The sequence below is a fragment of the Pseudomonas sp. B12(2026) genome (assembly GCF_057767015.1).
Map to the genome: position 1 here is coordinate 3,209,867 of NZ_CM173430.1, position 23,946 is coordinate 3,233,812.

26 protein-coding genes, 1 tRNA gene and 1 pseudogene are annotated in these 23,946 nt (G+C 62.0%); 10 read left to right on the forward strand and 18 right to left on the reverse strand.

Annotated elements, in window-relative coordinates:
- The first annotated feature begins 58 nt into the window (after nucleotides 1-58).
- Nucleotides 59-1,078 carry an AraC family transcriptional regulator gene (locus AC3B6A_RS14995; RefSeq protein ID WP_488398002.1) on the forward strand — a complete coding sequence of 340 codons (1,020 nt, stop codon included), beginning with the start codon at nucleotides 59-61 and terminating at the stop codon, nucleotides 1,076-1,078.
- Between the two features lie 25 nt (nucleotides 1,079-1,103).
- On the opposite strand, the gene AC3B6A_RS15000 is transcribed toward AC3B6A_RS14995, so the two are convergent.
- Nucleotides 1,104-1,748 carry a TetR/AcrR family transcriptional regulator gene (locus AC3B6A_RS15000; protein ID WP_488398003.1) on the reverse strand — a complete coding sequence of 215 codons (645 nt, stop codon included), beginning with the start codon at nucleotides 1,746-1,748 and terminating at the stop codon, nucleotides 1,104-1,106.
- Nucleotides 1,749-1,823: 75 nt separating this feature from the next.
- Here AC3B6A_RS15000 and AC3B6A_RS15005 point away from each other — a divergent pair, with 75 nt between their 5' ends.
- Both AC3B6A_RS15005 and AC3B6A_RS15010 read left to right on the forward strand, forming a co-directional pair.
- Entirely contained in the window at nucleotides 1,824-2,789 is a 966-nt protein-coding gene (locus AC3B6A_RS15005; RefSeq protein ID WP_488398004.1) for an alpha/beta hydrolase, read from the forward strand.
- Nucleotides 2,790-3,112: 323 nt separating this feature from the next.
- Nucleotides 3,113-3,706: pseudogene (locus tag AC3B6A_RS15010) on the forward strand (transposase); the annotation flags it as partial.
- Here AC3B6A_RS15010 and AC3B6A_RS15015 read toward each other — a convergent pair.
- The 5 genes from AC3B6A_RS15015 to AC3B6A_RS15035 form a co-directional block, all read right to left on the reverse strand.
- Nucleotides 3,685-4,002: an SDR family NAD(P)-dependent oxidoreductase gene (locus AC3B6A_RS15015; RefSeq protein ID WP_488403607.1), complete on the reverse strand. Its 318-nt coding sequence runs from the start codon at nucleotides 4,000-4,002 to the stop codon at nucleotides 3,685-3,687. The pseudogene AC3B6A_RS15010 and the gene AC3B6A_RS15015 overlap by 22 nt on opposite strands.
- Nucleotides 4,003-4,230: 228 nt before the next feature.
- Nucleotides 4,231-4,413, reverse strand: a complete 183-nt coding sequence (locus AC3B6A_RS15020) for a ribosome modulation factor (protein ID WP_488403609.1) — start codon at nucleotides 4,411-4,413, stop codon at nucleotides 4,231-4,233.
- A gap of 53 nt (nucleotides 4,414-4,466) precedes the next feature.
- A complete protein-coding gene (locus AC3B6A_RS15025) occupies nucleotides 4,467-5,261 on the reverse strand; it encodes an acetoacetate decarboxylase family protein (RefSeq protein WP_488398005.1) in 795 nt (264 codons plus the stop codon).
- A gap of 128 nt (nucleotides 5,262-5,389) precedes the next feature.
- On the reverse strand, nucleotides 5,390-6,775 hold the full coding sequence (locus AC3B6A_RS15030) for an acyl-CoA dehydrogenase family protein (RefSeq protein WP_488398006.1): 1,386 nt from the start codon (nucleotides 6,773-6,775) through the stop codon (nucleotides 5,390-5,392).
- Entirely contained in the window at nucleotides 6,772-7,887 is a 1,116-nt protein-coding gene (locus AC3B6A_RS15035) for an acyl-CoA dehydrogenase family protein (RefSeq protein ID WP_488398007.1), read from the reverse strand. Before AC3B6A_RS15035 ends, AC3B6A_RS15030 begins: the two co-directional genes overlap by 4 nt.
- 147 nt (nucleotides 7,888-8,034) lie before the next feature.
- On the opposite strand from AC3B6A_RS15035, the gene AC3B6A_RS15040 reads away from it, so the two are divergent.
- The 5 genes from AC3B6A_RS15040 (at nucleotide 8,035) to AC3B6A_RS15060 (ending at nucleotide 12,419) form a co-directional block, all read left to right on the forward strand.
- Nucleotides 8,035-9,075, forward strand: coding sequence for an AraC family transcriptional regulator (locus AC3B6A_RS15040; protein ID WP_488398008.1), 1,041 nt, complete (start codon nucleotides 8,035-8,037; stop codon nucleotides 9,073-9,075).
- A 282-nt stretch (nucleotides 9,076-9,357) separates the two neighbouring features.
- Nucleotides 9,358-10,068 carry a S24 family peptidase gene (locus tag AC3B6A_RS15045; RefSeq protein ID WP_488398009.1) on the forward strand — a complete coding sequence of 237 codons (711 nt, stop codon included), beginning with the start codon at nucleotides 9,358-9,360 and terminating at the stop codon, nucleotides 10,066-10,068.
- A 539-nt stretch (nucleotides 10,069-10,607) separates the two neighbouring features.
- On the forward strand, nucleotides 10,608-11,024 hold the full coding sequence (locus tag AC3B6A_RS15050; protein ID WP_488398010.1) for a hypothetical protein: 417 nt from the start codon (nucleotides 10,608-10,610) through the stop codon (nucleotides 11,022-11,024).
- Nucleotides 11,025-11,127: 103 nt separating this feature from the next.
- Complete coding sequence (locus AC3B6A_RS15055) at nucleotides 11,128-11,373, forward strand: DUF4224 domain-containing protein (protein ID WP_488398011.1); 246 nt, start codon at nucleotides 11,128-11,130, stop codon at nucleotides 11,371-11,373.
- Entirely contained in the window at nucleotides 11,370-12,419 is a 1,050-nt protein-coding gene (locus AC3B6A_RS15060; RefSeq protein WP_488398012.1) for a phage integrase, read from the forward strand. The genes AC3B6A_RS15055 and AC3B6A_RS15060 overlap by 4 nt, the downstream gene beginning before the upstream one ends.
- A 96-nt stretch (nucleotides 12,420-12,515) precedes the next feature.
- Here AC3B6A_RS15060 and AC3B6A_RS15065 read toward each other — a convergent pair.
- A tRNA-Cys gene (locus AC3B6A_RS15065) sits at nucleotides 12,516-12,589 on the reverse strand.
- A gap of 243 nt (nucleotides 12,590-12,832) precedes the next feature.
- Here AC3B6A_RS15065 and AC3B6A_RS15070 point away from each other — a divergent pair.
- Complete coding sequence (locus tag AC3B6A_RS15070) at nucleotides 12,833-13,153, forward strand: conjugal transfer nickase/helicase domain-containing protein (RefSeq protein WP_488398013.1); 321 nt, start codon at nucleotides 12,833-12,835, stop codon at nucleotides 13,151-13,153.
- Between the two features lie 38 nt (nucleotides 13,154-13,191).
- Here the strand turns inward: AC3B6A_RS15070 and dmpG are convergent, their stop codons facing one another.
- Genes dmpG through AC3B6A_RS15090 form a run of 4 tightly spaced genes read right to left on the reverse strand, consistent with a single transcriptional unit; the run spans nucleotide 13,192 to nucleotide 16,784 of the window.
- The gene (gene dmpG / locus AC3B6A_RS15075; RefSeq protein WP_488398014.1) at nucleotides 13,192-14,238 is read right to left on the reverse strand and encodes a 4-hydroxy-2-oxovalerate aldolase; all 1,047 of its coding nucleotides are present in this window, start codon (nucleotides 14,236-14,238) and stop codon (nucleotides 13,192-13,194) included.
- Nucleotides 14,239-14,250: 12 nt separating this feature from the next.
- Nucleotides 14,251-15,159: an acetaldehyde dehydrogenase (acetylating) gene (locus tag AC3B6A_RS15080; protein ID WP_488398015.1), complete on the reverse strand. Its 909-nt coding sequence runs from the start codon at nucleotides 15,157-15,159 to the stop codon at nucleotides 14,251-14,253.
- 9 nt (nucleotides 15,160-15,168) lie between these two features.
- Nucleotides 15,169-15,960, reverse strand: a complete 792-nt coding sequence (locus AC3B6A_RS15085; RefSeq protein ID WP_488398016.1) for a fumarylacetoacetate hydrolase family protein — start codon at nucleotides 15,958-15,960, stop codon at nucleotides 15,169-15,171.
- A complete protein-coding gene (locus AC3B6A_RS15090) occupies nucleotides 15,957-16,784 on the reverse strand; it encodes an alpha/beta fold hydrolase (RefSeq protein WP_488398017.1) in 828 nt (275 codons plus the stop codon). The genes AC3B6A_RS15085 and AC3B6A_RS15090 overlap by 4 nt, the downstream gene beginning before the upstream one ends.
- Before the next feature lie 232 nt (nucleotides 16,785-17,016).
- Here AC3B6A_RS15090 and AC3B6A_RS15095 point away from each other — a divergent pair, with 232 nt between their 5' ends.
- Nucleotides 17,017-17,787: an SDR family oxidoreductase gene (locus AC3B6A_RS15095; protein WP_488398018.1), complete on the forward strand. Its 771-nt coding sequence runs from the start codon at nucleotides 17,017-17,019 to the stop codon at nucleotides 17,785-17,787.
- A 311-nt stretch (nucleotides 17,788-18,098) separates the two neighbouring features.
- On the opposite strand, the gene AC3B6A_RS15100 is transcribed toward AC3B6A_RS15095, so the two are convergent.
- The 7 genes from AC3B6A_RS15100 to AC3B6A_RS15130 form a co-directional block, all read right to left on the reverse strand.
- Nucleotides 18,099-18,542 (reverse strand): nuclear transport factor 2 family protein, encoded by a 444-nt coding sequence (locus AC3B6A_RS15100; RefSeq protein ID WP_488398019.1) that lies wholly within the window; start codon nucleotides 18,540-18,542, stop codon nucleotides 18,099-18,101.
- Nucleotides 18,539-18,922, reverse strand: a complete 384-nt coding sequence (locus tag AC3B6A_RS15105) for a nuclear transport factor 2 family protein (protein WP_488398020.1) — start codon at nucleotides 18,920-18,922, stop codon at nucleotides 18,539-18,541. Before AC3B6A_RS15105 ends, AC3B6A_RS15100 begins: the two co-directional genes overlap by 4 nt.
- The gene (locus AC3B6A_RS15110; protein ID WP_488398021.1) at nucleotides 18,922-20,124 is read right to left on the reverse strand and encodes an acetyl-CoA C-acyltransferase; all 1,203 of its coding nucleotides are present in this window, start codon (nucleotides 20,122-20,124) and stop codon (nucleotides 18,922-18,924) included. Before AC3B6A_RS15110 ends, AC3B6A_RS15105 begins: the two co-directional genes overlap by 1 nt.
- 98 nt (nucleotides 20,125-20,222) lie before the next feature.
- Nucleotides 20,223-20,681: a MaoC family dehydratase gene (locus AC3B6A_RS15115; protein ID WP_488398022.1), complete on the reverse strand. Its 459-nt coding sequence runs from the start codon at nucleotides 20,679-20,681 to the stop codon at nucleotides 20,223-20,225.
- A 1-nt stretch (nucleotide 20,682) separates the two neighbouring features.
- The gene (locus AC3B6A_RS15120) at nucleotides 20,683-21,465 is read right to left on the reverse strand and encodes an SDR family oxidoreductase (RefSeq protein WP_488398023.1); all 783 of its coding nucleotides are present in this window, start codon (nucleotides 21,463-21,465) and stop codon (nucleotides 20,683-20,685) included.
- Between the two features lie 16 nt (nucleotides 21,466-21,481).
- Nucleotides 21,482-22,687, reverse strand: a complete 1,206-nt coding sequence (locus AC3B6A_RS15125) for an acyl-CoA dehydrogenase family protein (RefSeq protein ID WP_488398024.1) — start codon at nucleotides 22,685-22,687, stop codon at nucleotides 21,482-21,484.
- Nucleotides 22,684-23,850, reverse strand: a complete 1,167-nt coding sequence (locus tag AC3B6A_RS15130) for an acyl-CoA dehydrogenase family protein (protein ID WP_488398025.1) — start codon at nucleotides 23,848-23,850, stop codon at nucleotides 22,684-22,686. The genes AC3B6A_RS15125 and AC3B6A_RS15130 overlap by 4 nt, the downstream gene beginning before the upstream one ends.
- Between the last annotated feature and the right edge of the window lie 96 nt (nucleotides 23,851-23,946).

Below are 23,946 nucleotides of genomic sequence, written 5' to 3' on the forward strand. Positions count from 1 at the left end.
CGATGGTCTGGCAGGTTAGTTCTTGACGTTACGGGACAACCTTTTTACGTTACGTGCCATGACATACATGGTTCGCGCGAGCGGAATATCAGGCTATGCAGCTGTCATGCAGAGACTGGGCATTGACCCTACCCCACTGCTACGACAGCACTGCATTGAGCCGAAAGCACTTGATGACGACAACGCCCTGCTTTCCCTCAGGGCAGTTACCCACCTGTTGGAAGCCAGCAGCGAGGCGACCCGCTGTCCGGACCTTGGATTACGAATCGCGCAGAGCCAACACATAGGAATCTTGGGACCACTCGGTGTGGTCATGCAGAATGCGGAGACGGTGCTCGACGCCGTCGAGGTTGCCTCCCTCTACCTGTTCACGCATAGCCCAGGACTGGTACTGACTGGGCATCCTGACAGCGCGTTGGTGAAGGGAGCGTTCGAGTTATCGATCGAAATTCGCCTGGCAGGCCATCCCAGTCAGCGGCAAACCATTGATCTTTGCCTTGGGACTGCTCACCGAGTCGCGCAGTTTATTCAGGGCGCCGATTACAACCTCCAGTTGGTAACCTTGCCCCATACCCCCTTGGCATCGCTCAACACCTACCGTCGCTTTTTCAACGCGCCTGTGAGCAGCGATCAGGAGCGCGCCGCTTTGCACTTGGAAGCATCCGGGTTGCGCGCCAAGCTACACGGCGGCAATCCCGCACTACGGCAGATCACAGAAGACTACCTATCCCGCCACTTTAGGATGCCCGGTGAGATTGTCAGCGTGCGCGTGCGGCAAGCAATCCGACAAATGCTAGGGACTGGGCACACCAGGAAGGAAGACATCGCGGCGATGCTCGCCATCCACCCTCGCACCCTTCACCGTCGCCTTCAGGCCGAAGGCACCAGCTTCGAGGCGATTAAGGAAAATGTCCGCCAGGAGTTGGCCCTGCAGTACCTACGCGAGACTCAGGTGCCGTTAGGGCAACTGGCTGACATCCTGGGTTTCCCGGAACAGTCAGCCTTTACGCGATCCTGCAAAAGGTGGTTTGGCTTGACCCCATCAGTCATACGCAAGAGCAACAGTTCTGACGGATGACCCACCTCACCAAGCATTCGGGACGCTACTGCCATCTCGATAAATAGGCGATTGCAGCTTCAGTGGCCTCAGTGCAGATGTCCTCGCTGATATGCCGATCCCCCTGGTAGCCATAGCGCATGCAGGCAAAAGCGATCTCGACCGATAGCGTTGCTGCGTCCGGTTGATGCGGAAGCTTCTTGAATCCCCCGTTTGCCTGCAGGTGATCCCGCAGGAGAGATCCAATCATTGCATCCTTCTCCTGATGGGCCTTGCGATCGGTCGGAGTGAAATTGCCGCGCATCAGCAAGGCGGCGGCGGCAGGGTGGGCGTTGTAATAGCCAGCCACACCGCGAACAACACGGCCGATCGCAACCTTCCAGTCTTCGTCCGCCTGCGGCTGCATCGCGACAATCAATTCGCCTATGCGCTCCATCTGTAGCTCCGCCAGGTGCGCAAAGAGCGCGTACTTGTCGGGGAAGAACTGGTAGATGCTCGGCCGCGGCACCCCTGAAAGCTTGGATATCTCGGGGATAGATGCGGCGTCCGGGCCGACTTCGCCCAGCAACTCTTCCGCTGCCGCCAGCACCTGAGCAATGCGCGTTTGCGAGCGCTCCTGCTGCGGCAGGCGACCTAGCCGCTTGCCCTTGGGAGACGAAGATGGCGCTTGCACATCGACAAAATCAGACATATGTTATGTTCTAGAAAGTGACAAATGTCATCTTTATAGGTTTTCCCACCCATCCTGTCCAGTGTGAGGACGTCGATGAGCTACGCAGAACAGACCCAATGGCAGGCGATCCAGGCCTTCCTTCCGCCCACCTACCGCATCGACGCCAACAACGCACCGAAGGAAGAATACTGGCCCTGGCACGGTCACCAGGTGCATCTGGACCGCTACCTCAATCCTGCGGCGCCGGCCAAGGTCATTCTGTTCCACGGCGTCGGCACCAATGGTCGGCAAATGTCCACCATCGCCGGCCTGCCGCTGGCGCGGCAGGGTCTGGAGACGGTGGCCATCGACATGCCTACCTACGGCGAGACGAAGGTCGCTGCCGGCGCGAAGATCCGTTACGACACCTGGGTGGAGTTGGCCAACGACTTCATCGAACACGAGCGCGCCCGAGACCCGCGGCCGATCTTCCTCTATGGGCTGAGCGCGGGGGGCATGCTCACCTACCATGCCGCGGCGCTGAATGGTCATGTTGCAGGAATCATCGGCATGACCTTCCTCGACCAACTCGTGGCCCAAGTCCGCGAACAGACCGCGCTGTTTCCGCTCATGGGCCGCTTGGGCATCCCGATGATCCACGCCCTGGCGCGCACGCCCCTGGCCGGGCTGAAGATGCCAATGTGGCTGGCCAGCAAGATGTACACCTTAGTCAACGACCGCACCGCGCTGAAGGCATGCCTCAAGGACCGTACATCAGCCGGCAATTGGGCCACCCTACGCTTCTTAAGCTCCTATTTGGGCTACGCGCCAGCGATCGAACCGGAAGCCTTCAAGGTCTGCCCCGTCCTGCTGACCCAGCCGGCCGCGGACCGCTGGACGCCACTGTCCCTCAGCCAGCCGTTCCTGCAACGCCTGGCCCATGTCGAGGTAACCACGTGCCTGCTCGACAACGCCGGACATTACCCGCTGGAGGAGCCGGGACTGGGCCAGATGAATGCAGCGATTCTCGCGTTTGTACGCGAGAGATTGGCCGAGCTTGATACCAAGCAAACCGCTTGAATATCAGGCAGGCAGCGCCCCTTCGCCACATGGACTGAGAGCCAGCTAGCAGCGTCGGACAACTCGACTATCTTGGATGGAATCTGGCTTTGGGGTGACTCCCCAAGGTCAGATAACTCCTCGCCTTCACTTTCATTTTTGCCTTCGGACAGCAGCCATGAAAGAGACAGATCTCGAAAGGATGGAACTCGCAACGCTCGCATTCTTTGAGTCGCCTCGAGATTCGTAGACACCTTTGAGCGGCCGCTTTTGGCCCAGGTTGTGTAAAAACGTGGCCAGCGCCCTTGCTATGCTGCCGGCGGGTTTCAGAGCGGGGGCACTCCATGAAGCGTTCCATCCAAGGCGAGCGTCGAGGCCAAACCACGCTACTGCCCGAGAGCCTGGATGATTACGTCGCGGACACCAATCCGGTGCGGGTGATCGATGTGTTCGTCGATGAGCTCGACCTCGGCAGACTGGGCTTCGACGGTGTCGTCCCGGCAGAAACCGGTCGACCTGCTTACCATCCCAGCGCTCTGCTGAAGATTTATATCTACGGTTACCTCAACCGGATTCAGTCGAGTCGCCGCCTTGAACGTGAGGCACAACGCAACGTCGAGCTGATGTGGCTGACCGGGCGCCTGACACCGGACTTCAAGACCATCGCCAACTTCCGCAAGGACAATGGCAAGGCCATCCGCGGCGTCTGCCGGCATTTCGTGGTGTTGTGTCAGCAGCTCGGTTTGCTCTCCGAAGCGCTGGTGGCCATCGACGGTAGCAAGTTCAAGGCGGTCAACAATCGCGACCGCAACTTCACCAGTGCCAAGCTGCAACGTCGGATGGGGGAGATAGAGTCGAGCATTAATCGTTACCTGACGGCGCTCGATACTGCAGATCGTCAGGAGTCTGCCGTTGCTCAGGTCAAAGCCGAACGCCTCGCCGGCACGCCCCTCCACAAGATGCCCTCGTTGGCAAAGGCCACATCCAGACGGCCGAAATGCTCGACCGCCCGCTGGATCACCTCCTTCGCCGCCTCGGCATCGGTGACATCGAACGCCAGCGGCAGCACACGTTGGCTGTTGAATTCCAGGGCCAGCTTGTCCACAGCTTCCTGCGACGTATCAGTTAGCACCAGGCTGGTGCCATGCGCATACAGTTCCCGCGCAGTGGCCGAGCCAATGCCGCCCGCCGCGCCGGTGATCAGAACCACTTTTCCTTGAAGGTCGTAGCTCATGCTTTCTCTCTGCTGGAATGCTCGGCACGGTGCGTAGCAGGATGTCGAGTTGATCGATTATCACCTACTCGAAGGCTTTGCCCACGTAGAGCTCGAAGTGGCCGTGGGGATAGCGTTCGATCTCGTGGCGCGGTGCGCGTAATGAAGGGTCTGCTTCGCTGGCGCAATTCCATTCGCGATCAGGAGGAATGAAAAGGAAACCAGGAGCACTGCCCTCATGCATGCGCCTTAAAAAGGGGGCGTCACCCGCTTATGTGCCAATGCGGTCAAATAGCCATTTAGCCATTCATGGCGCAATCGGAGGCCCTCGGGGTTCCGGTGATCATATGGGCACTCGAAGAGTGACTGACCACAAAGCCCGGACTCGAATCCAACGTCAAATGCCTTATCAGCCTGCGAATCTGGCTTCACCTCAACTCTGAAATCTATCAACGCAGTTCTCCTGGGGGCATCGGTATTTCAATTTATGGAACGCGAGCACCAGCATTCAGACGCAGTTGGAGCCTGTGGCTGGCCATCACGAATAGCGGCTTTGCATTATCCAGACCGAGTTGTCTCAGACGTTGAGCCATCGGATGAGAAGACTGCCGATCAACCCGTGCCCTCATACTTCCACCCAACATGCACTTGCATCCACCGCGGGTATTGACCAAGGCTCTCAACAGATTGCCGTCACGCACGGAGTAAAGGGACAAATCCAACAGCGGCGCCGGGACGCCAAATTTACCTTCTCCCTCCAGCGTGATGATCGAGCACTCTTCTTCCGGGCTCTTTACCCGCCCCAGAAACTTGTTTCCCTGGAGATTGAAGTCAATGGGCGTGACGAACTTCGGCAGCCCCCAGACCTCTCGGCCTGCCGCGCAGGCAGCCTCAGTCGTGACAGGTAAATCAATGACATGGAACCCCATTGAATTCTTGTCCAGCGGGCCTAGCATGGTCAGCAGCGGTAACCGGGGAGAAGCCACCCCCTTGGGCTCAACGGCGATAGCCACACCGACTTCGTTGTAGCTGCCAACTGCGGTCAGGCGGTACTCATAGAAAGCAATGGCCACCATTGCCTTATTGCCACGAAAGCGCACGACCTCTAAACGCTCGTCCGTGACCAATGAACGAGAATTTTCCAGGTCAACCATGAAGATCGCCATACACACGGAGTTGTCGTAGTAGAAGATCGGCAGATCGATATTTCCGGTGCTGACCTTGAATTCATTGACCGGATATTGGAAGAAGACATCCTGCGAGAACGGTATTTTTTTCATATTTATTCTCCGATACGGCTCTTTGAATTACATGTTCTCAGCGCTGGCCAGATCTCATGTCTGGTTAGTTGCAACAGGTCATGAGCACGCTGGACATCAGCGTGAAGGTGTACTGCCTTGCGAGACACTCAAACTCCAATCCCTTGCGCGATGGGGCTGAGCAACTGGGGTTGCCAGTCTTCCATGAGCGCCAGGCGGTTGATCTGGTTGGTGCCCTCGAAAATCCTCGTAAGCCGCACATCCCTCAGCGCGCGCTCCACCCGATTGCGATGCAGGCCTCCGTGATCGGCAAGCAGATCCATGGCCATCTCACAGACTTTCTGCGCACGATCCGTTGCATGGAACTTACAGGCGGAAGCGTTCAACTGGCGGGGCTTCCAACTGGCCCTGGCCTCATGCCAGATCATGCCCCTGATCGCACGGGTCTCCGCCAGCATCGTCGCGAGCTGAAGCTGGACCTCCTGATAATTGATCAGGGCTTTGCCGCCGAGTTGATAGTTGCGGGCGAACTCAACTGCAGCTTCGGTCGCTCCCCGCGCCAGGCCCACACCCATCGATGCGACGGGAATCCTGGAGGCGTTCAGGGTTGCACGGTTGAGAGCCCAGCCCTGCCTGAGACCACCGACGACTGCCTCGTCGGGGACGAAAACATCATTGAACTCCAGCTCGGCGGCACCCGAGGCCCTCATTCCCATCTTGAGTTCGGTACGAGCCACGCTAAATCCCGGCGCTGAGCTCCTGACATGGAAGCACGTCCAGGACTCCATTCCTTCACCTTCCAGCGCAGCAAACACAGTCATGGATTTCGCAAGGTCACCGCCGCTGATGTAGCACTTGCGACCATTGAGCAGCCATCCGCCGGCGGTGCGGCGCGCCACTACCTTGGGTCGGTACTGCTGCGCGCCATGTCCTTCCTCGGCATCGGAACCGGCCCCGGGCTCAGTGATGGCAAAGGCGATCAGATGGGGGATGCCCGCCTGGCTTTCGCGATACGCGGGCAACAAGTACCGGCGAATCGTCGAAAAATTGCCCGACAGAAGCAGCGGCATTGCGCCCAGATGGTGGGCCGAAAGCAGCAGCATTATCCCGCCGCAGGCCCTGCTGAACTCTTCCACTACCAGCGAGGCCTGCAGGATCGGAGGATAGAGCCCGGCAAGCAGCGGCATGCTGCCCAGCGGCTTTGGCAGGAAATAGCTCAGCCAGCCCGCTTTGCCCGCTTCGACCAGAAGCTGATGGGCATCAGGGTGAATGCCGCCAGCTGGCAGGTGTTCGGCGAGATCGAGCGTTGCTGAGATCGGCGCGATATGTTCGTCCGCGAAAGCCTTGGCCCGCTTGCGAATACCCTGCAAGGGCCAGGGAAGCTGACGAGTGTCGTAACTCCAGAGATCATCTTGCTTATAGGCCGTCAGGAAACGTCCCAACAGCGGAAGATCATCGAACTGCCAACGGGGTGACAGCTTCGAGTCGAGTGGCAGGTATCCATCCAGATGCAGATCTCTCTTGGAAAAGGTCATTGCGCAACTCCATGGATAAAGAGCGGCAGATCCAGGACACCGCCGGAGCAAAGTCTCAGCATGTTCTGGTCACGAACGTATTTTTCCGGCCCGGCATCACGCATGTAGCCGATACCACCGTGGATCTGAATGACCTGATGGCAGGCATGCACAAGTGCATCGCTGGAGGTGCTGCGAAGTGACGCCGCATCCTCGAGCGAAATCCCCTCGACGCCGGACTGGAGACCATGCAGCAGCTGCTCCACCTGCCGGACGGTGGTGCGGACCTCGCTGAGCATGATCTGCACCGCCGGGTGCTCCTTGATCGGCTTTCCGCCTTGCGAACGAATACCGCTGAACTCGACGGCTAACTCACTGCTGCGGTCCAGGACACCAAGGCCAATCGCCGTCAGTCCCAGAAACTCCATCTTGAGCAGGCTGGCATACAGTGTGCGGGCCTGCTCGGCTGGCATGTCCGTATGGGCTCCGACTGTCGCAGAGCCTGTCCTGAGCGTGCGGACCACCAGTTCATCCAGGCCGTGGGCAACCTGAACGGAGGAATCCAGCTGATCGACCGCAACGAGCTGCCACTGGATCGCCCCGGGTCGCCAGATTGGCCACAGCACCTGTTGAATGTCCGGCAGTGAGCAGATGACGGTCTCGTGATCCTCTCGGCTCAGCCAGTCTTCCAGCAGATGCGTGTCTTCATCGGTGAAGCAGGCAGTGCCCTGCAGCCAGCGACCCAGGCTCCCTCTGGCAAGGCCGAAGTGCCCGGTGACGGCCAGCGCAATTTCGCCCTCGGCAGCGGGCAGGCCAGTCTCGCGCAACAGCCAGTTGCCCAGCGACTTGCGATGGACCGCCAGTGCCAGTGCCGCATCGGCGCGCCCCAGGGTTCGCAGCAGGTCGAGGCTGAGCCTGATGGTCGAGGGGTCGCTGATATCGGCCCATAAACCGATGGCTTCATCGTCGACCTGAGGAATGATGCCCATCGATTCGATTTCCCCCAGGAGCCTGGCCATGGTCTGTGCATCCATGGGGTGCTCGTAGGGCGTAGTGGCAGGAACGATATGCTGTTCGGCATACCGGGATATCTCTTCAAGAAATATCTGGAGCTCTTCTGAGGTCAATGCCATTGCGCACGTTTCCGCTGCTCGGGTGAGCAAAGCTGCTTGGAGTTATGTGCGGAATTATGAAATCCGGGCTGGGTGGCGCGAATAATGGTGCCGGCTTAAAATTTTATTTTTTCGGCCATCACGGCCGATTTGATAAGGGCGAAATCCATGAGTGCGACCTACCTGAGAGACCCCGGCAGCGTCCGCATCCTGGTCGAGTTCGGGCTCAAGCATGGCCTGACGGAGCAGCAGATGCTGTCTCGATCGGGTCTGAGACGGGATCAACTGGAAGATCCACTGGTAGAAATCCAGGCCGACCAGGAAATACGGGTCATCGAGAACCTGTTCAACCAGCTTGGAGCTCATCCGCTACTGGGCATTCAGGTCGGTTGGGAGTACAGCATCACCACCTATGGCGTATGGGGTTTCGCCCTGCTTAGCAGCAGGAACGTCCAGGAGGCCATGGAACTGGCGCTGAGGTTCCTGCCACTGACCTACGCCTTATGCCCGATAACAGCCCGGCCACTCCTGGGGCAAATGGCTCTGCTATTCGGGGAGCCCGTCGCCCCGGAACCCATAAGGTCGTTCATCATTCAACGCGACATGGCGGCAGCCCATAAGCTGATACGCAGCCTGCAGGTCCGTGAGCTCGACGTGGGCAGATTTCTTTATACCGGCGCCAAACCAGGACGGAACGATGGAGCTTTGCCCAGCGACTGGAACATCGCCATCGAGTACGACAGCGCGCTGAACGCGCTGGTTTTCGACCCCGCCTACCTGCAGACTCCGCTGCCACTGGGGAATCCCCTGACGTCGGCGTCGTGCGAGCAGCTCTGCAACGCTCTGATTCAGAAGCGCCGTACCAGGCAGGGGATCGCCGCCATTGCGAAGACGTACCTGCGCGCCTTCAGCGGCCAGGGCATGCTGGATCTTCCAACACTTGCCAGCAAACTCCACATGAGCGAGCGAGCCCTTCGCCGTCACCTCCAGGAAGAAGCAACCAGCTTCAGGGAATTGCTTACTGAGCTGCGGATTGAATTGGCCGATGACATGCTCAACTCCGGAGCCTTCTCCATGGCTCAGATCGCAGAAGCGCTGGACTACAGCGATCAGTCATCCTTTTCTCAGGCCTATAAGCGCTGGCATGGCACTCCACCCAGCGCTTCTCGAAAAACAAGGGAAAAGGCTGGCTTGGAAGAGAGGAGCTAGCGCCCTGTAAACCCATGCAGGTGCCTGCGAGGCTTCTGATAATCGAGGCGGAGTCATCGTTAGTGAGTGTCCGCTTTTGGCTGTGGATTCAATCGGTGGTCAGACGACACTGACCTTCAACGACGTAGCGAGGAAGCGTCGATGGGCGACCTCTTGGGCAAACCATGATCTAGTTAACGTCGCACAATTCACGATTTTTAGATAAGTTGCAGGACTGCATATACCCATATCCAATTCCTCGATCAAAAGTTATATAAATCAAGTTTTCCCAAAGAGCCTGACATGGAAAAACACGAGCGCATTCGCTACGCCATTGAGCAGAGCGGCAAGCAGAGGAATGTAATTGCTTGGCAGTGCCAGGTAGCGCCCGCCGCTGTCACGCAGTGGACGAAAGGCCCCAAATCGATCAGGGACGAAAATATGTTTGCTCTTGCGAGAGCTACAGGTTTTCGTGCCGAGTGGCTATGCCTCGGATTAGGTCCTCAAAGAGACCCAATGCTACAAGCCCTGGGCGACGTAAACGGCCTGGTTGCGCCCTGGGATGCCGACGAACATGCATCCAACGACGTAGTGGAGCTTCCTTACTACGCCGAAGTGGAGAGTGAGGATGGGATCATCGATACGGTCGAAGTCATGGACAGGAAGCTACGTTTTTCCAAGGAGACTCTCAAGGCTGTGGGAGTCGAGCCTTATTTCGCCGCAGTCGCCAGAAACAAGGGTCACTCAATGGAGAGGCTGATTCTTGACGGGGTAGCGATTGCCTTCGACATGTCCTTCAAACAGGTTGTGGATGGGGAAATCTATGCCTTCAACCAGGAAGGCATGCTACGGGTGAAGTATCTCTACAGGCTACCTGGTGGGGCGATCCGGGTTCGCAGCGAGAACTCCGACGAGTATCCCGATGAGGTAATCCGCGGGGAAGAGTTTTCGCAGATCACTATGCTCGGCCGCGTCTTTTGGTGGTCGACTCTAAGACACCCGCCACGTCGCTGATCATCAACAAAAGCCCGCCTTAAGCGGGCTTTTTTGTAGGAATCGATAACATCCCGAATGGGAAGATTCAGATCATTTATCCTTTCAACTAAATATGTTTGAAAGAGCGACTTTTAGATATTTAACCTAAGCCGGCGCCTAGAAAGTAGCGCTCGCTCTTTAACAACGTGACCACCACAACACACAACAACAGACCGCGCTGCCTCTACGGTGACCGGAGATCAGTGCAGGCCAATGAGGGGCCTGCGAACGAGATGGCGACCCTTAGGTATTCAGGGCGACCGGAACGGCTGATCCAGAGCGAGATGCCCGAACCGCGAGAACGACCCGGCATGCAGCGCACACCGCCACACCCCGGCGGCAATGGGGCAGAAACCAGGCTTCGCCGTGCGGAATCGGCGCCGCGGCTTGGGGAATGACATCAAATCGTACCAACCGCGGGTTGTAGAAGCCCAGTAGGCGAACGCGGAGCAACACCGTTTCCTCGATGCCATCCAGTGGGTGGCATCCGGGAAACCAACGCAAAGAAGGAATGCTCCATGCCGAATGAATCCCCCTTTCTGAAGTATCGCGACATTCTGCTTCACCAGTCCTACAGCGCCGCCGGCGCTCTGCAGGACTTCGCCTTGAGCTGCTACAACGGATCGCTCGGCCAGTTCCGCGGCGATTCCATCGGCAACTTTGACCCCAAGCACTTCGAGATTTTTCTGGAGCTGGCGAACCACTACCGTCGCCATGGCGAAAACGATCAGCACCTGCTTGATGTCGGCGCGGGCATTTGGGACGCCCGTCGAGAACGTGGCCGCCGTCTCTTACGCGAGCTTTCTGAACACCGCTCAATCAATCCAAAACAGTATGCCGACGGCTCGGAACGCGATTACTACGATCAGCTCGATTGGCTAGAGCGGCAGGCCGAAAAGATGAGGGCAAAGGGCTGGATATCAGCGACCGACTGAAAGCCAATCCACGAAGTACGCCCCTCCCCGCTTCCCAAAACTCCCTGACTCAAAGCATCCCCAACCAATCGCCACCGAATACCAGGGCGATGAGGTATTGCCCATGGAAAGCGAAATCCTCTCCGACGAGGAACTGGCCGAGATCACCGGCTACAAGCTGCGCGCCTGGCAACGGCGCTGGCTTGACCGTCACCACTGGGTCTATGTCGAGAGCCGCGGAAAGCGTCCCTTGGTTGGCCGCCTCTACGCCCGCATGAAGCTCGGCATAATCCCGCACTCGACAAGCTCGACGCCGGCCCAGCAGGCCAGGCCGAAACGTGCCCCTGACTTCTCGCGGATCAATGAATGAGACCCCGCAAGCCGGAAAACCGCCACCTACCCATCAACGTCTACCAGCGCAACCGAACCCGCAAGAACGGCAAAGTCTGGAGTCGGTACTACTACCGCACACCAGACGGAAAGGACATCCTGCTCGGAGAGGATCTGAATGAGGCCCGGCGGAAATGGGCGGAGCTTGAATCCACGGCCATCCCGGGCGAAGCAACGCTGATGCGTGCCATCTTCGATAGGTACGAGCGAGACATCATCCCCAAGAAAGCGGCGCGTACCCAATCTGATAACAAGTCTGAGATGAGCCGCCTGCGCCGCGTCTTCGATGAAGTTGACGTCGAAGACATCACCCCGTCGATGATCGCTCAGTACCGAGATGCGAGGGAGGCCAAGACCAGGGCGAACCGGGAAATCGCCCTGCTCAGTCACGTATTCAATACCGCCAGGGAATGGGGCCTGTGCAAGCAGGCAAACCCATGCCATGGCGTCCGTAAGAACACGGAGAAGCCGCGCGACTACTACGCCAACGACACGGTATGGAAGGCCGTATACACCGCCGCCTGTCATGAACTGCGCGATGCCATGGACCTGGCGTACCTGACCGGACAACGCCCGGCCGACGTGCTTAGCATGCGCCGGGATGATGTGGTCGACGGCTATTTGCTGGTCACCCAGGGCAAGACCAGCAAGCGCCTGCGCATCCAGACGGAGACGAATGGCGAGCCGAACTCGCTGGGGAAGCTGCTGAAGCGGATTTCACAAGGGAATGGGGAGTTTCTGTCGCCGTTCCTGGTACTGAACCGAAGCGGGAAGAGGGTTTCCTGGCCGATGCTCAGGAATCGCTGGGATGAGGCTAGGTCCAAGGCGGCCGCGAAGGCCGATGAGGCGGGAGACAAGGAGTTGGCCGAGCGCATTCGCCAGTTCCAGTTCCGTGATATCCGACCGAAAGCGGCGAGCGAAATCCGAGACGTGGCCGACGCAAGCGTGCTACTGGGCCATTCAAAGGAGGGAATTACAGAGCGGGTTTACCGCCGAGTCGGGGCCGTTGCGAAGCCCGCGAAATAGGAAAGTTATGGAACGCGTTCCAAAACAAACCGTTTCAGGTGGTTTCATGAGTCAAAAGAAAAAGCCCCGAAGACGTTAATCTACGGGGCTTTCTTTTGGAGGCTGAGGTCGGAATCGAACCGGCGTTCACGGATTTGCAATCCGGTGCATAACCACTCTGCTACTCAGCCGTAAGGCAAACGGCTCGCATCGCAAACCGTCAAAATTCTGAGCGGGAGAAACCCGCTAATCTAGCTCTATCTATCTGATTCTTAAGGATTTTTTCAAGCCCGTCGAATCGATGGGCTGCATTATGGACTAGTCCGGGTACCTTGGCAACCCCCTCCGCAAGAAAAGACGCAAGGAACGTGCCGATGACTATTTTTTGAACAAAATCAATAGGTCACGTGAACATCCCGACTAGGAGGACAGAAATGGCAACGTCTTTCGCTGACCTCACGGCCAGGGAGGCGCAGCTTAACGACTGGCAACGGGGGCAGAAGCAGTTCGAGAAGCTGCAGATCCATCGCAAGCACACCGATGGGCTGAACATCTGGACCTGCACCGTGACGGGCCCGCACAGGTCCCGTAATTTGCATAGCTCTTTGCTCGATGATCTGTCGAGCGTATTCGCAGAGCAGCCCCTCCCAAACAACCCGTATCTGGAACTGGTGATGGAAGACGCCTCGGCTACCGGACACATGAGCAACCGTGCGGATTGGCCGCCCAACCGCCAACAAAAGGGCAAGCTTTAATAACGAAAGCCGCCCTGAGGAACGCAAGCCAAGCAAGGTTATGTCGGAAGAGTCCCCAGTTTTGACTTCTTCATGTTCGACATAGTAAGCGCAAGGTCCTCGATCATGTCCTCCTGACCGCCGACAGTCTTTCGCCGCCCAAGCTCCACTAGAAGCTCACGAGCTGAAATGCCATAACGCGCTTCTGCCCGCTTGGCAAATAGAAGGAAGGAACTATAGACACCCGCGTAGCCCAGGGTCAGGGCATCGCGGTCAAGGCGGATCGGGTGGTCCATCATCGGCACCACCAGGTCCTCGGCGACGTCCATGATGCGGTACAGGTCGATACCGCTGTCCACGCCCATGCGCTTGAGCACAGCCACGAAGACTTCCAGCGGGGTGTTGCCGGCGCCGGCGCCCAGACCCGCGACCGAGCCATCGATGCGCGCGGCACCGGCTTCGACGGCGGCCAGGGAGTTGGCGATGGCCATGCCCATGTTGTGGTGGCCGTGGAAGCCGACTTCCGTGTGCGCCTTGAGTTCGGCGCGCAGCAGGCCGATTTTCTCGCTGACTTCGTCGGGCAGCATGTAGCCGGCCGAGTCGGTGCAGTAGATGCAGTTGGCGCCGAAGCTTTCCATCAGCCGCGCCTGTTCCAGCAGTTGCTCGGCGCTGACCATGTGCGCCATCATCAGGAAGCCCACGGTATCCAGGCCCATCTCGCGGGACATGCCGATATGCTGCTCGGAGACGTCCGCCTCGGTGCAGTGGGTCGCCACGCGGATGGTGGAAACGCCGCAGCCGTGGGCCATTTTCAGGTGCTCGACGGTACCGATGCCCGGCAGCAGCAACGCCGAGACCTTGGCCTGCTTGAGCTTGGGAATCACCGCCTCGAAGTATTCGCGGTCGGTGTGGGCCGGGAAGCCGTAGTTCACCGAGGCACCGCCCAGGCCGTCGCCGTGGGTGATCTCGATCAGCGGCACACCAGCTTCGTCGAGGCCCGCGGCCACGGAAACCATCTGCTCCAGGCTGATCTGGTGGCGCTTGGCGTGCATGCCGTCACGCAGGCTCATATCGTGCAGGCGCACGTGCTTGCCTTGCAGGTTCATGGTCGTTTCTCCTCAGCGGGCCGGCAGTTGCAGGGCGCCCTGATGGGCTTGTTCGGCGATCATCTCGGCAGTACGCAGGCCGGCGGCGGTCATGATGTCGAGGTTGCCGGCGGACTTGGGCAGGTAGTCGCCCAGGCCTTCGACTTCCAGGTACACCGAGACGCGGTTGCCATCGAACACCGGGCCGTTGATCAGCTTGTAGCCCGGCACATAGCGCTGCACCTCGCGGATCATCTCGTGTACGGAGGCGCAGATGGCCGCCTGGTCGGGCGTGCCGGCGGTCAGGCAATGGATGGTGTCGCGCATCATCAGCGGCGGCTCGGCAGGGTTGATGACGATGATCGCCTTGCCCTGCTTCGCCCCGCCCACCTGCTCGATGGCACCGGCCGTGGTGCGGGTGAACTCGTCGATGTTCTTGCGCGTACCCGGACCGACCGAGCGGGAGGACACGGTGGCGACAATCTCCGCGTAGCCAACCGGCTGCACCCGCGAGACCGCCGCCACCATCGGGATGGTGGCCTGGCCACCGCAGGTGACCATGTTGACGTTCATCGCCAGGTTGCCGGCGTGCTCGGCCAGGTTCACCGGCGGCACGCAGAACGGGCCGATGGCGGCCGGGGTCAGGTCGACCATGATCACGCCCAGCGCGTTGAGCTTGCGGCTGTTCTCAGCATGGACGTAGGCGGAGGTAGCATCGAAGGCGATGCGGATATCGTCGTCCAGCACGTGCGGCAGCAGGCCGTCGACGCCGTCGGCGGTGGTCTTCAGACCGAACTCACGGGCACGCGCCAGGCCGTCGGAAGACGGGTCGACACCGACCATCCAGACCGGTTCGATCCATTGGGACCGGCGCATCTTCATCAGCAGGTCGGTGCCGATGTTGCCGGGGCCGATGATCGCGGCCCGAAGTTTCTTGCTCATGGATGACTCCTATGCACGGAAGGACGCCCGGGCGCTGCCCAGGCCGTCGATGTCCAGCTCGAAACGGTCGCCCGCCCTCACCGGCTCCAGCGGCACCAACGAGCCGGAGAGGATGATTTCGCCGGCCTTGAAGGGAATACCGAAGGCGCCCAGGGTGTTGGCCAGCCAGGCCACGGCGGTGAGCGGGTTGCCCTGTACCGCGGAGCCCAGGCCCTCGCTGATCGGCGCGCCATTCTTGAACACGCGCATGCGCAGGTTGGGCAGGTCCAGCTCGTGCGGGTCGCGGTCCATTTCACCGAGCACGAACACGCCGCAGGAGGCGTTGTCGGCCACGGTGTCCTGGATGCGGATGCGCCAGTCATTGATGCGCGAGTCGACAATCTCGAAGCAGGCCATCACGCACTCGGTGGCGGCCAGCACGTCGGCCTCGGTGACGCCTGGGCCCTTGAGGTCGCGCTTGAGGCGGAAGGCGATCTCGCCCTCGGCGCGCGGCTGGATCAGTCGGTTTTCCGACAGCGAGATGTCGGCACCGTTGGCGAACCACATCCGACGGGTGATGAAACCGAAGTCCGGCTGGTGCACGTCGAGCATGCGCTGCACGGCCTCAGAGGTAACACCGATCTTCTTGCCGACCAGTTCGTCGCCATCAGCCAGGCGCCGCTCCAGGATCAGATGGGATATACGGTAGGCGTCCTCGACGCCGATCTGCGCCCAGCGCTCGGTCAGCGGCGCCACGCTGCAGCCTTCGACCAGCGCGCGGTAGAGTTCGTCGGCGTACTGCTGCTGGAGTTGCTCGCTCATGCCGGAGTCTCCTCGAGGAAAGCCAGCACTTCGCGGTTGAACAGCGCGCGGTGCTCGACCATCACCCAGTGCCCGCACTCGCTGAGCAGTACGAAACGGATGTTGCTGCAGGCGTCCATCAGCGTTTGCGCCCCGCTGGACGGGCAGAATTTGTCGTTCATGCCCCAGAAGCCGAGGATCGGGCAGCGCAACTGGGAAACTTGCGACGCCAGGTCCGGCACCTGCATGCGAGTCAGTACGCAGCGCGGTTGTTCCCTGACCACGGCAACGCGCTCGTTGACCGTCTCGTCGCTGATCAGCGAAGCGTCGAAGAGCTGCAGCGAGAGCAGGCGGCGCATGCCATCGGCATCGTTCAGTTCACCGTTGGCGAAGGCCGCACCCATCTTCCGGATGCCTTCCATCTGCAGGTAGTACTGCTCCTTCTCCATCAGCCCGCCCGGTGCCATCAGCACCAGGCGCGTGATGCGTTGCGGCTGGTCGAGGGCCATCCTGATGGCGATGGCACCGCCCAGGGAGTTGCCCACCAGGGTGCAGCGCTGGATGGCCAGCACGTCGAGCAAGCCGAACATTGCCTCGACGAAGAAGTCCAGCGTGTAGTCGGTTTCCGGCTTGTCGCTGGCGCCGTAGCCGGGCAGGTCCGGGACCAGTACGCGGTGGCCGGCGGCGGCGAAGTCCGGGTAGTTCTGCTTGAAGTTGCTGTGGCCGCTGGCACCGGGGCCGCTGCCGTGGATGAACAGCATGGCGTCGCCACTGCCGGTGTCCAGGTAATGCAATCGGAGTCCGCCGTTGAGGGTGACGAAGTGTCCTTGCGGCAAGGCGGTCATGGCGGCGCTCCAGGGAGGGGAAAGTGCTGGGATTATTTCGGTGCCTTGCCAAGTGGCACATCGTCCGAGAGGACTACGGGAACGGTGTAATCGTAGGCGCGGACGTTGTTTGCGAATCGTGGGCCTGGCCTGCTCCAGCAGGTGATTGCGGAGCCCGCGCATAGTCCCTTCGGACGTGTACGCCAGGCAAAGCCGCACCTAGGCTGCAAGCCTTTCCCATCGAGGTGCGGACATGACACGAACATTGGATTTCAGCGGTCAGGTGGTACTGATCACCGGCGGCGGCAAAGGCGTGGGCCGGGGTATCAGCCAGCGCTTCCTGGAACAGGGCGCCGTAGTGGTGATCTGCGGCCGCGAAGCGCCCGAGCAACTGCCCAGCCACGATGGGCGTGAAGCCTGGTTCGTGCCCTGCGATGTGCGCGACTTCGAGCAATTGCAGGCGCTGATGGCCGCCATCGACGAGCGCCACGGACACCTGGACGTACTGATCAACAACGCCGGCGGCGCACCCTACGCCGATGCGGCCGAAGCCTCGCCGCGCTTCTCCGAGGCCATAGTCCGGCTCAACCTGCTGGCCCCGCTGAACCTTTGCCAATTGGCCAACCAGCGCATGCAGAAGCAGGCAGGCGGCGGTGCGATCATCAACATTTGCAGCGTCAGCGCCACCCGCCCTTCCCCCGGCACAGCTGCCTATGGAGCGGCCAAGGCCGGGCTGCTCAACCTGAGCCGTTCTCTGGCGGTTGAATGGGCGCCGATGGTACGGGTGAACGCGGTGATCGGTGGGCTGATCCGCACCGAACAGAGCCACCTGCACTACGGCAACGAGGACAGTGTGCAGCGCGTGGCCGACACCATTCCGCTGGGACGCCTTGCGGAGCCGGGCGATATTGGCGATGCCTGCCTGTACCTGGCCTCGTCGCTGGCGTCCTATGTCAGCGGCGCCGAAATCGCCGTACACGGTGGCGGCGAGCGACCGGCCTTCCTCGACGCGGTGCAGGGATAAAGCTTCTCGAGCACCCCGGAGGCTCTCCCCAGGGCCCGACTGCGCAACCTGAGCATGGTGCCGCAGGCGACGAATTCCACCCCGGTCCGCGCTACGGGCTGGCAACCGCCGCCGGGGGGCTTACACCGATTGACGTTGGCCACGCCCCGTTCGAGGCCGACGATTGGCTGTGCGTAGGAGTGGACTTCGTCCGCGGTAGCCCTGCGCCCGGCCCGGATCGCGGACGAAGTCCGCTCCTGCAGGACGCTCGACCACAGCTTGGGTGTATCGGCGTACAACCGTGAGCGGTTGTACGCCCTACGCCTACACCATCAGACAGCGCCGTCCCGCACCACCTCGAAATGTGCACGGAAAGTCGTTTCCACGATCCGCCACTGGCCGTCGACGCGACGGTAGCGGTCCTGATAGAAGCCGCCGAGCTGGCGGGTGGCACCGGTTTCGCCATCGCAGTTCTGGTAATGCAGAGCCCAGCGTGCGGTGGCGTTGTCGGCATCCTCCAGCTCGATCTCCGGGTTGGCCGCATGGTGGAGGTCGATCACCCGCGGTACGCATGCCAGTTCCTGGTACAGCGCGAGAAACGGCTCACGGTCGCGAAACACACCCAATGGGCCATAGTCGATCAGCACCTCGCCACCGGCGAAGCAGGCACGGATCGCCTCCACATCCTTCAGGTCACAGGCATTGAGATAACGGTGCTTGAGTTGGCGAATGTATTCGATCGCCTCCAGGCGCGCGATACGTTGCTCCAGGTTCATTCCTGCCTCCTTTCTACGTTGAGATCACCCCAATAGGCTTTCATCGAGCAGATGCGCCCCTGCTCGTCGAACTCCATCACGTCGATCACATCCAGACTGCACGCCTCGCCATTCCAGTTCAGGTCGACGCGGAACGGCATGGCGCCACAGCCGTTGCCGGTGACCCGCACCGGCCCGGTGAGCTGGGCGCTCGCCTCGGAGCGGCCCAGGCCCTCGCGGTAGAAACGGGCGATGGCCTCGATCCCGACCAGGGGCTTGGCGCCCACCGGGTCCTCGACCACCGCGTCATCGGCGTAGAGCGACAGAATGCCGTCGACGTCACCGGCATCCACCAGCTCCACGTAGCGCGCCATGCGCAAGCGGATCAGTTGGGCGTCCATCAGGCCACCTCGAACAGCGCGGCAGCGCCCATGCCGCCGCCGATGCACATGCTCACCACCACGTAGCGAACACCACGGCGACGGCCTTCCAGCAGCGCGTGGCCGGCCATGCGCGCGCCGGACATGCCGAATGGATGGCCGATGGCGATGGCGCCGCCGTTGACGTTCAGGCGTTCACCGGGGATGCCCAGCTTGTCCTGGCAGAACATCACCTGGCAGGCGAAGGCTTCGTTGATCTCCCACAGGCCGATGTCGTCCACCTTCAGACCGTGGCGCTTGAGCAGTTTCGGGACCGCGAAGACCGGGCCGATGCCCATCTCGTCGGCGTTGCAGCCGGCCACCGCCAGCCCACGGTAGATGCCCAGCGGCTGCAGGCCACGGCGCTCAGCCTCGCGGGCTTCCATCAGCAGCGACGCCGAGGCGCCGTCGGACAGTTGCGATGCATTGCCGGCGGTGATGAAGCGCCCCGCGCCACTCCACTGGCCGCCCTGCCACACCGGCTCCAGCGCGGCGAGGCTGGCCAGAGTGGTGTCGGCGCGGTTGCATTCGTCGCGGTCGATCAGCACGGATTCGTGGCGGCTCTCGCCGGTGGCCTTGTCCACCACCAGGCGCTGCGCGCGCATCGGCAGGATCTCGTCGGCGAACAGGCCGTCGTGCTGGGCGGCGGCGGTACGCTGCTGGCTGAGCAGCGAGTAAGCGTCCTGCGCTTCGCGGCTGATGTTGTAGCGGGCGGCGACGATCTCAGCGGTCTCGATCATCGGGATGTAGGCCGCCGGGTCGCGCTCCAGCACGGCCTGCGACTGGTTGCGGTAGGCGTTCTTGTGCTTGTTCTGCACCAAAGAGATGGACTCCAGCCCACCGGCCACGGCGATGTCCAGCTCGTTGCAGGCGATGGACTTGGCGGCGATGGCGATGCTCATCAGGCCGGAGGCGCACTGGCGCTCCACCGCCATGCCGGCCACGCTCGACGGAAGGCCAGCGGCAGTGGCGCAGAGACGGCCGAGGTTGTAGGCCTGAGTGCCCTGCTGCGCGGCGGCGCCGATGATGACGTCTTCCACTTCACCCGGCTCGACGCCTGCACGACGGACCGCCTCGGCCACCACCGCGCCCCCCATGGCGGGGGCCTCGGTGTCGTTGAAGGCGCCACGGAAGGCCTTGCCGATGGCGGTACGGACGGTGGAGACGATGACGGCTTCTCTCATGGCGAATCCTCAGGTAGTTCCGGGTTTCAGCCTTCGTAGGGCGCATAACGCGCCAGCGTTATCCGCCCTACGAGCAGCTCCTCAGACGGGGTAGCTCTTCAAAGTGCGAAGTAACGGCTGATGGTGTCCACCACGCAGCCGGGGCGGTCTTCGCCCTCGATCTCGACGCTGACGCGCACGGTGGACTGCACGGCGCCCTTCACCGCCTCGGCGGCGACCAGCTCGGCGCGGCCGCGCACGCGGGCGCCGGCCTTGACCACGTTGGGGAAGCGCACGCGGTCACAGCCGTAGTTCACGCCCATGGAAATGCCGCGCACCTCGACGATCTGCGGCAGGAACAGGTTGACCAGCGACAGCGTCAGGTAGCCGTGGGCGATGCAGGTGCCATAGGGGCCACTGGCTGCGCGGACCGGATCGACGTGAATCCACTGGTGATCTCCGGTGGCTTGCGCGAACTGATCGATGCGCGACTGCTCGACGGTCAGCCACTCGCTCTCGCCGAGGACTTCGCCGACGCAGGCCAGCAGTTCGTCGGGATGCTCGAAGACACGTGCCATGTCAGGCCCTCTGGCTGGAGACCGACAGCACTTCGCCGGTCATGTAGGAGCTGTAGTCGCTGGCCAGGAACATCATCACGTTGGCGATTTCCCAGACCTCGGCGGCGCGGCCGAAGGCCTCGTTGGTAGCCAGCGTGTCCAGCAGTTCCTGCGGCGCGGATCGGCGCAGGAAGTCGTGCAGGGCGATGCTCGGGCTCACCGCGTTGATGCGCACTCCGTACTCGGCCACCTCCACAGCCGCGCAGCGGGTCAACGCCATCACCCCGGCCTTGGCCGCGGCGTAATGGCTCTGCTCCTTCTGCGCGCGCCAGCCGAGCACCGAGGCGTTGTTGACGATGGCGCCGGCGCGGCGCTGCATCATGTACGGCAGCATGGCGCGGGTCATGCGCATGGTGCCGGTAAGGGTCACGTCCAGGACCCGCTGCCACTCCTCGTCGGTCATCTCCACCAGCGTGCGCGAGCCGCCCAGGCCTGCGTTGTTGATCAGCACGTCGACGCCGTCCAGGCGTTCCTCGGCGGCGGCCACCAGGGCGCGCACCTGCTCCTCGCTGGTGACGTTGCAGACCTGCCCGTACACCGCCTGCAGCCCGCAGGCCTGGCGGATGCGCTCCACCGCCTCGGTCAGGCGGCCTTCGTGGATGTCACTGATCATCAGCGCGCGGCAGCCTTCCTCGGCGGCACGCAGGGCAGCGGAAAATCCAATGCCGGCGCCCGCGGCGGCGGTGATCAGCACCGATTTGCCGCGCAGCAGGCCACGACCGGATACGTATTCGGGTTTGAGCATGGCGGATCTCCACTCCTTACTGCGGGGCCTGGCGGGGCACCTTGGGTTCTCGGGGCAGGCCGAGAGCGCGCTCGGCGATGAGGTTGCGCTGGATCTCGTTGCTGCCGCCGTAGATGGTGTCGGCGCGGCTGAACAGGAACAGGCCCTGCAGGCGGTTCAGCTGGTAGGGGCCGCCATCGAGGATTTCCGCCTCGGCGCCGAGCACGTCCATGGCCAGCTTGCCCAGGCGCACGTGCCAGTCGGACCAGCACAACTTGTAGATCAGCGCCTCGGGACGCAGGCTGCCGTCCTGCGCGCCGGAGAGCATGCGCAGCGAGTTGTAGCGCAGCACCTTGAGCCCGCCCCAGGCCTCGGCCAGGCGCTGCCGCAGCAACGGGTCGCGGGCGGCGCCGTTGGCGCGGGCGATGCGGATGATCTCGTCCAGCTCGTTGTGGAACTGCATTTGCTGGCCGAGGGTGGACACGCCGCGCTCGAAGCCCAGCAGCGCCATGGCGATCTTCCAGCCGTCGCCCGGCGCGCCGAGCAGGTTCTCGGCAGCGGTCTCGGCGTCGTCGAAGAACACCTCGTTGAATTCGGACGTGCCGGTGAGCTGCTCGATCGGCCGCACGCTGATGCCCGGCTGGTTCATCGGCACCAGCAGGAAGGCCAGGCCGTGATGGCCGACGCTGCCCTGCTCGCTGCGGGCGATAACGAAGCACCAGTCGGATTCGTGGGCCAGCGAGGTCCACACCTTCTGCCCGTTGATGCGCCATAGGTTGCGCTCGGCGTCGAAGGTGGCACGGGTCTTCACGGCGGCCAGGTCGGAGCCGGCGCCCGGCTCGGAATACCCCTGGCACCAGAACTCACGGCCGCTGACGATGCCCGGCAGCAGCCGGCGCTTCTGCTCGTCGCTGCCGAAAGCGGCGATGGTCGGACCGGCCAGGCCCTCGCCGATGTGCCCCATGCGGCCGGGCCCACCGGCGCGGGCGTATTCCTCGTGGAAGATCACCTGCTGGTTGATCGACAGGCCGCGTCCGCCGTGTTCCTTCGCCCAGCCCACACAGGTCCAGCCGCCCTCGGCAAGCTTGCGTTCCCAGGCTTTGCGCTCCTTGGGGAAACTGTGTTCGTCACCCGGCCCGCCATGGAAACGCAGCGGCTCGAACTCACCACGCAAATTGTCCGCCAGCCACTGGGCAACCTCGGCGCGGAAGACCTCGTCGTCGGCGTCGAATCCGATCTTCATGGGCGGTCCTCCAGAATGGCAGCAGCAATACGCTCGCGGTGCCAGGCCGGCGTGCCGAGCAGAGCTTCGCCGGCGCGAGCGCGCTTGAAATACAGGTGCGGGTCGTATTCCCAGGTGAAACCGACCCCGCCGTGCAGCTGGATCGACTCGGCGGCGCAATGGAAGAAGGCTTCCGAGGCGCGGGACTTGGCCAGCGCGGCGGCCAGCGGCAGCTCGGCGGCGAGCGCGGAGCCGCCCTGCCCGCCCAGCGCTTCCTGGGCCACGCAAGCGGCGTAGTAGAGCGCGGAACGCGCGCACTCCACCTGCAGCATCATGTCCGCCATGCGGTGCTTGAGCGCCTGGAAGCTGCCCACCGGGCGGCCGAACTGCTGGCGCTCGCAGGTGTAGGCGACGGTCAGGTCGAGCGCCTGCTGGGCACCGCCGACCTGCTCGGCGGCCAGAGCGATGGCGGCCAGTTGCAGAACCTTGTCCAGAGCCGGCCAGGCAGCGCCAAGCGTCCCCAGCAAGGCGTCGGCGGGCAGGTAGAGCCCTTCCAGCTCGACCTCGGCAAGCTGGCGGGTCTGGTCCAGCGTTGGCAGGGCGCGGCGCCGCAGGCCGTTGCTGATCGCGGGAACGGCGAACAGGCAGATGCCCTCCTCACTCCGGCTGCCTGCCAGGCGCGCGGGGATCAGCAGCAGGTCGGCACTGTGGCCATCGAGCACCGGGCGCAGGCGGCCATCCAGGACGAACCCTTCGCCTTCCCTGCTCGCCACCACCTGCACCGCTCCGATATCGGGCGCGCCCTCGGCGCCTAGCGCCAGGGCGGCGCTCAGGCTGCCTTCGGCCAGCACCGGCAACCAGCGCGTCTGCTGTTCGTCATCGCCCAGCAGGCGCAAAGCGCAGACCGCCACGGCGCTGGTGAAGAATGGCAGCGAGGCCAGGCGTCGACCGAGCTGCTCCTGCACGATGGCCAGTTCGACGAAACCCAGCCCCAACCCGCCGTGGGCCTCGGGCACCAGCAGCGCCTGCCAGCCGAGTTCGTCGCGAATGCGCCGCCAGAGTGCCAGGTCATGACCGCCGGCGCCCATGGCCGCGCGCACAGCGCTGGAGGGTGAAGCATCGGCGAGAAAGCTTTCCGCGCTATCACGGATCATCTCCTGCTCGTCGGTGAAGGCAAATTCCATGGGAAGCAGCCCTGTGGGTTCAGATGCAGGGCAGTCTGGCGGGAGATGGTCTGGCGGGAATCGTCCGAATGGACGTGGGAAGGACACGCGAGGAGT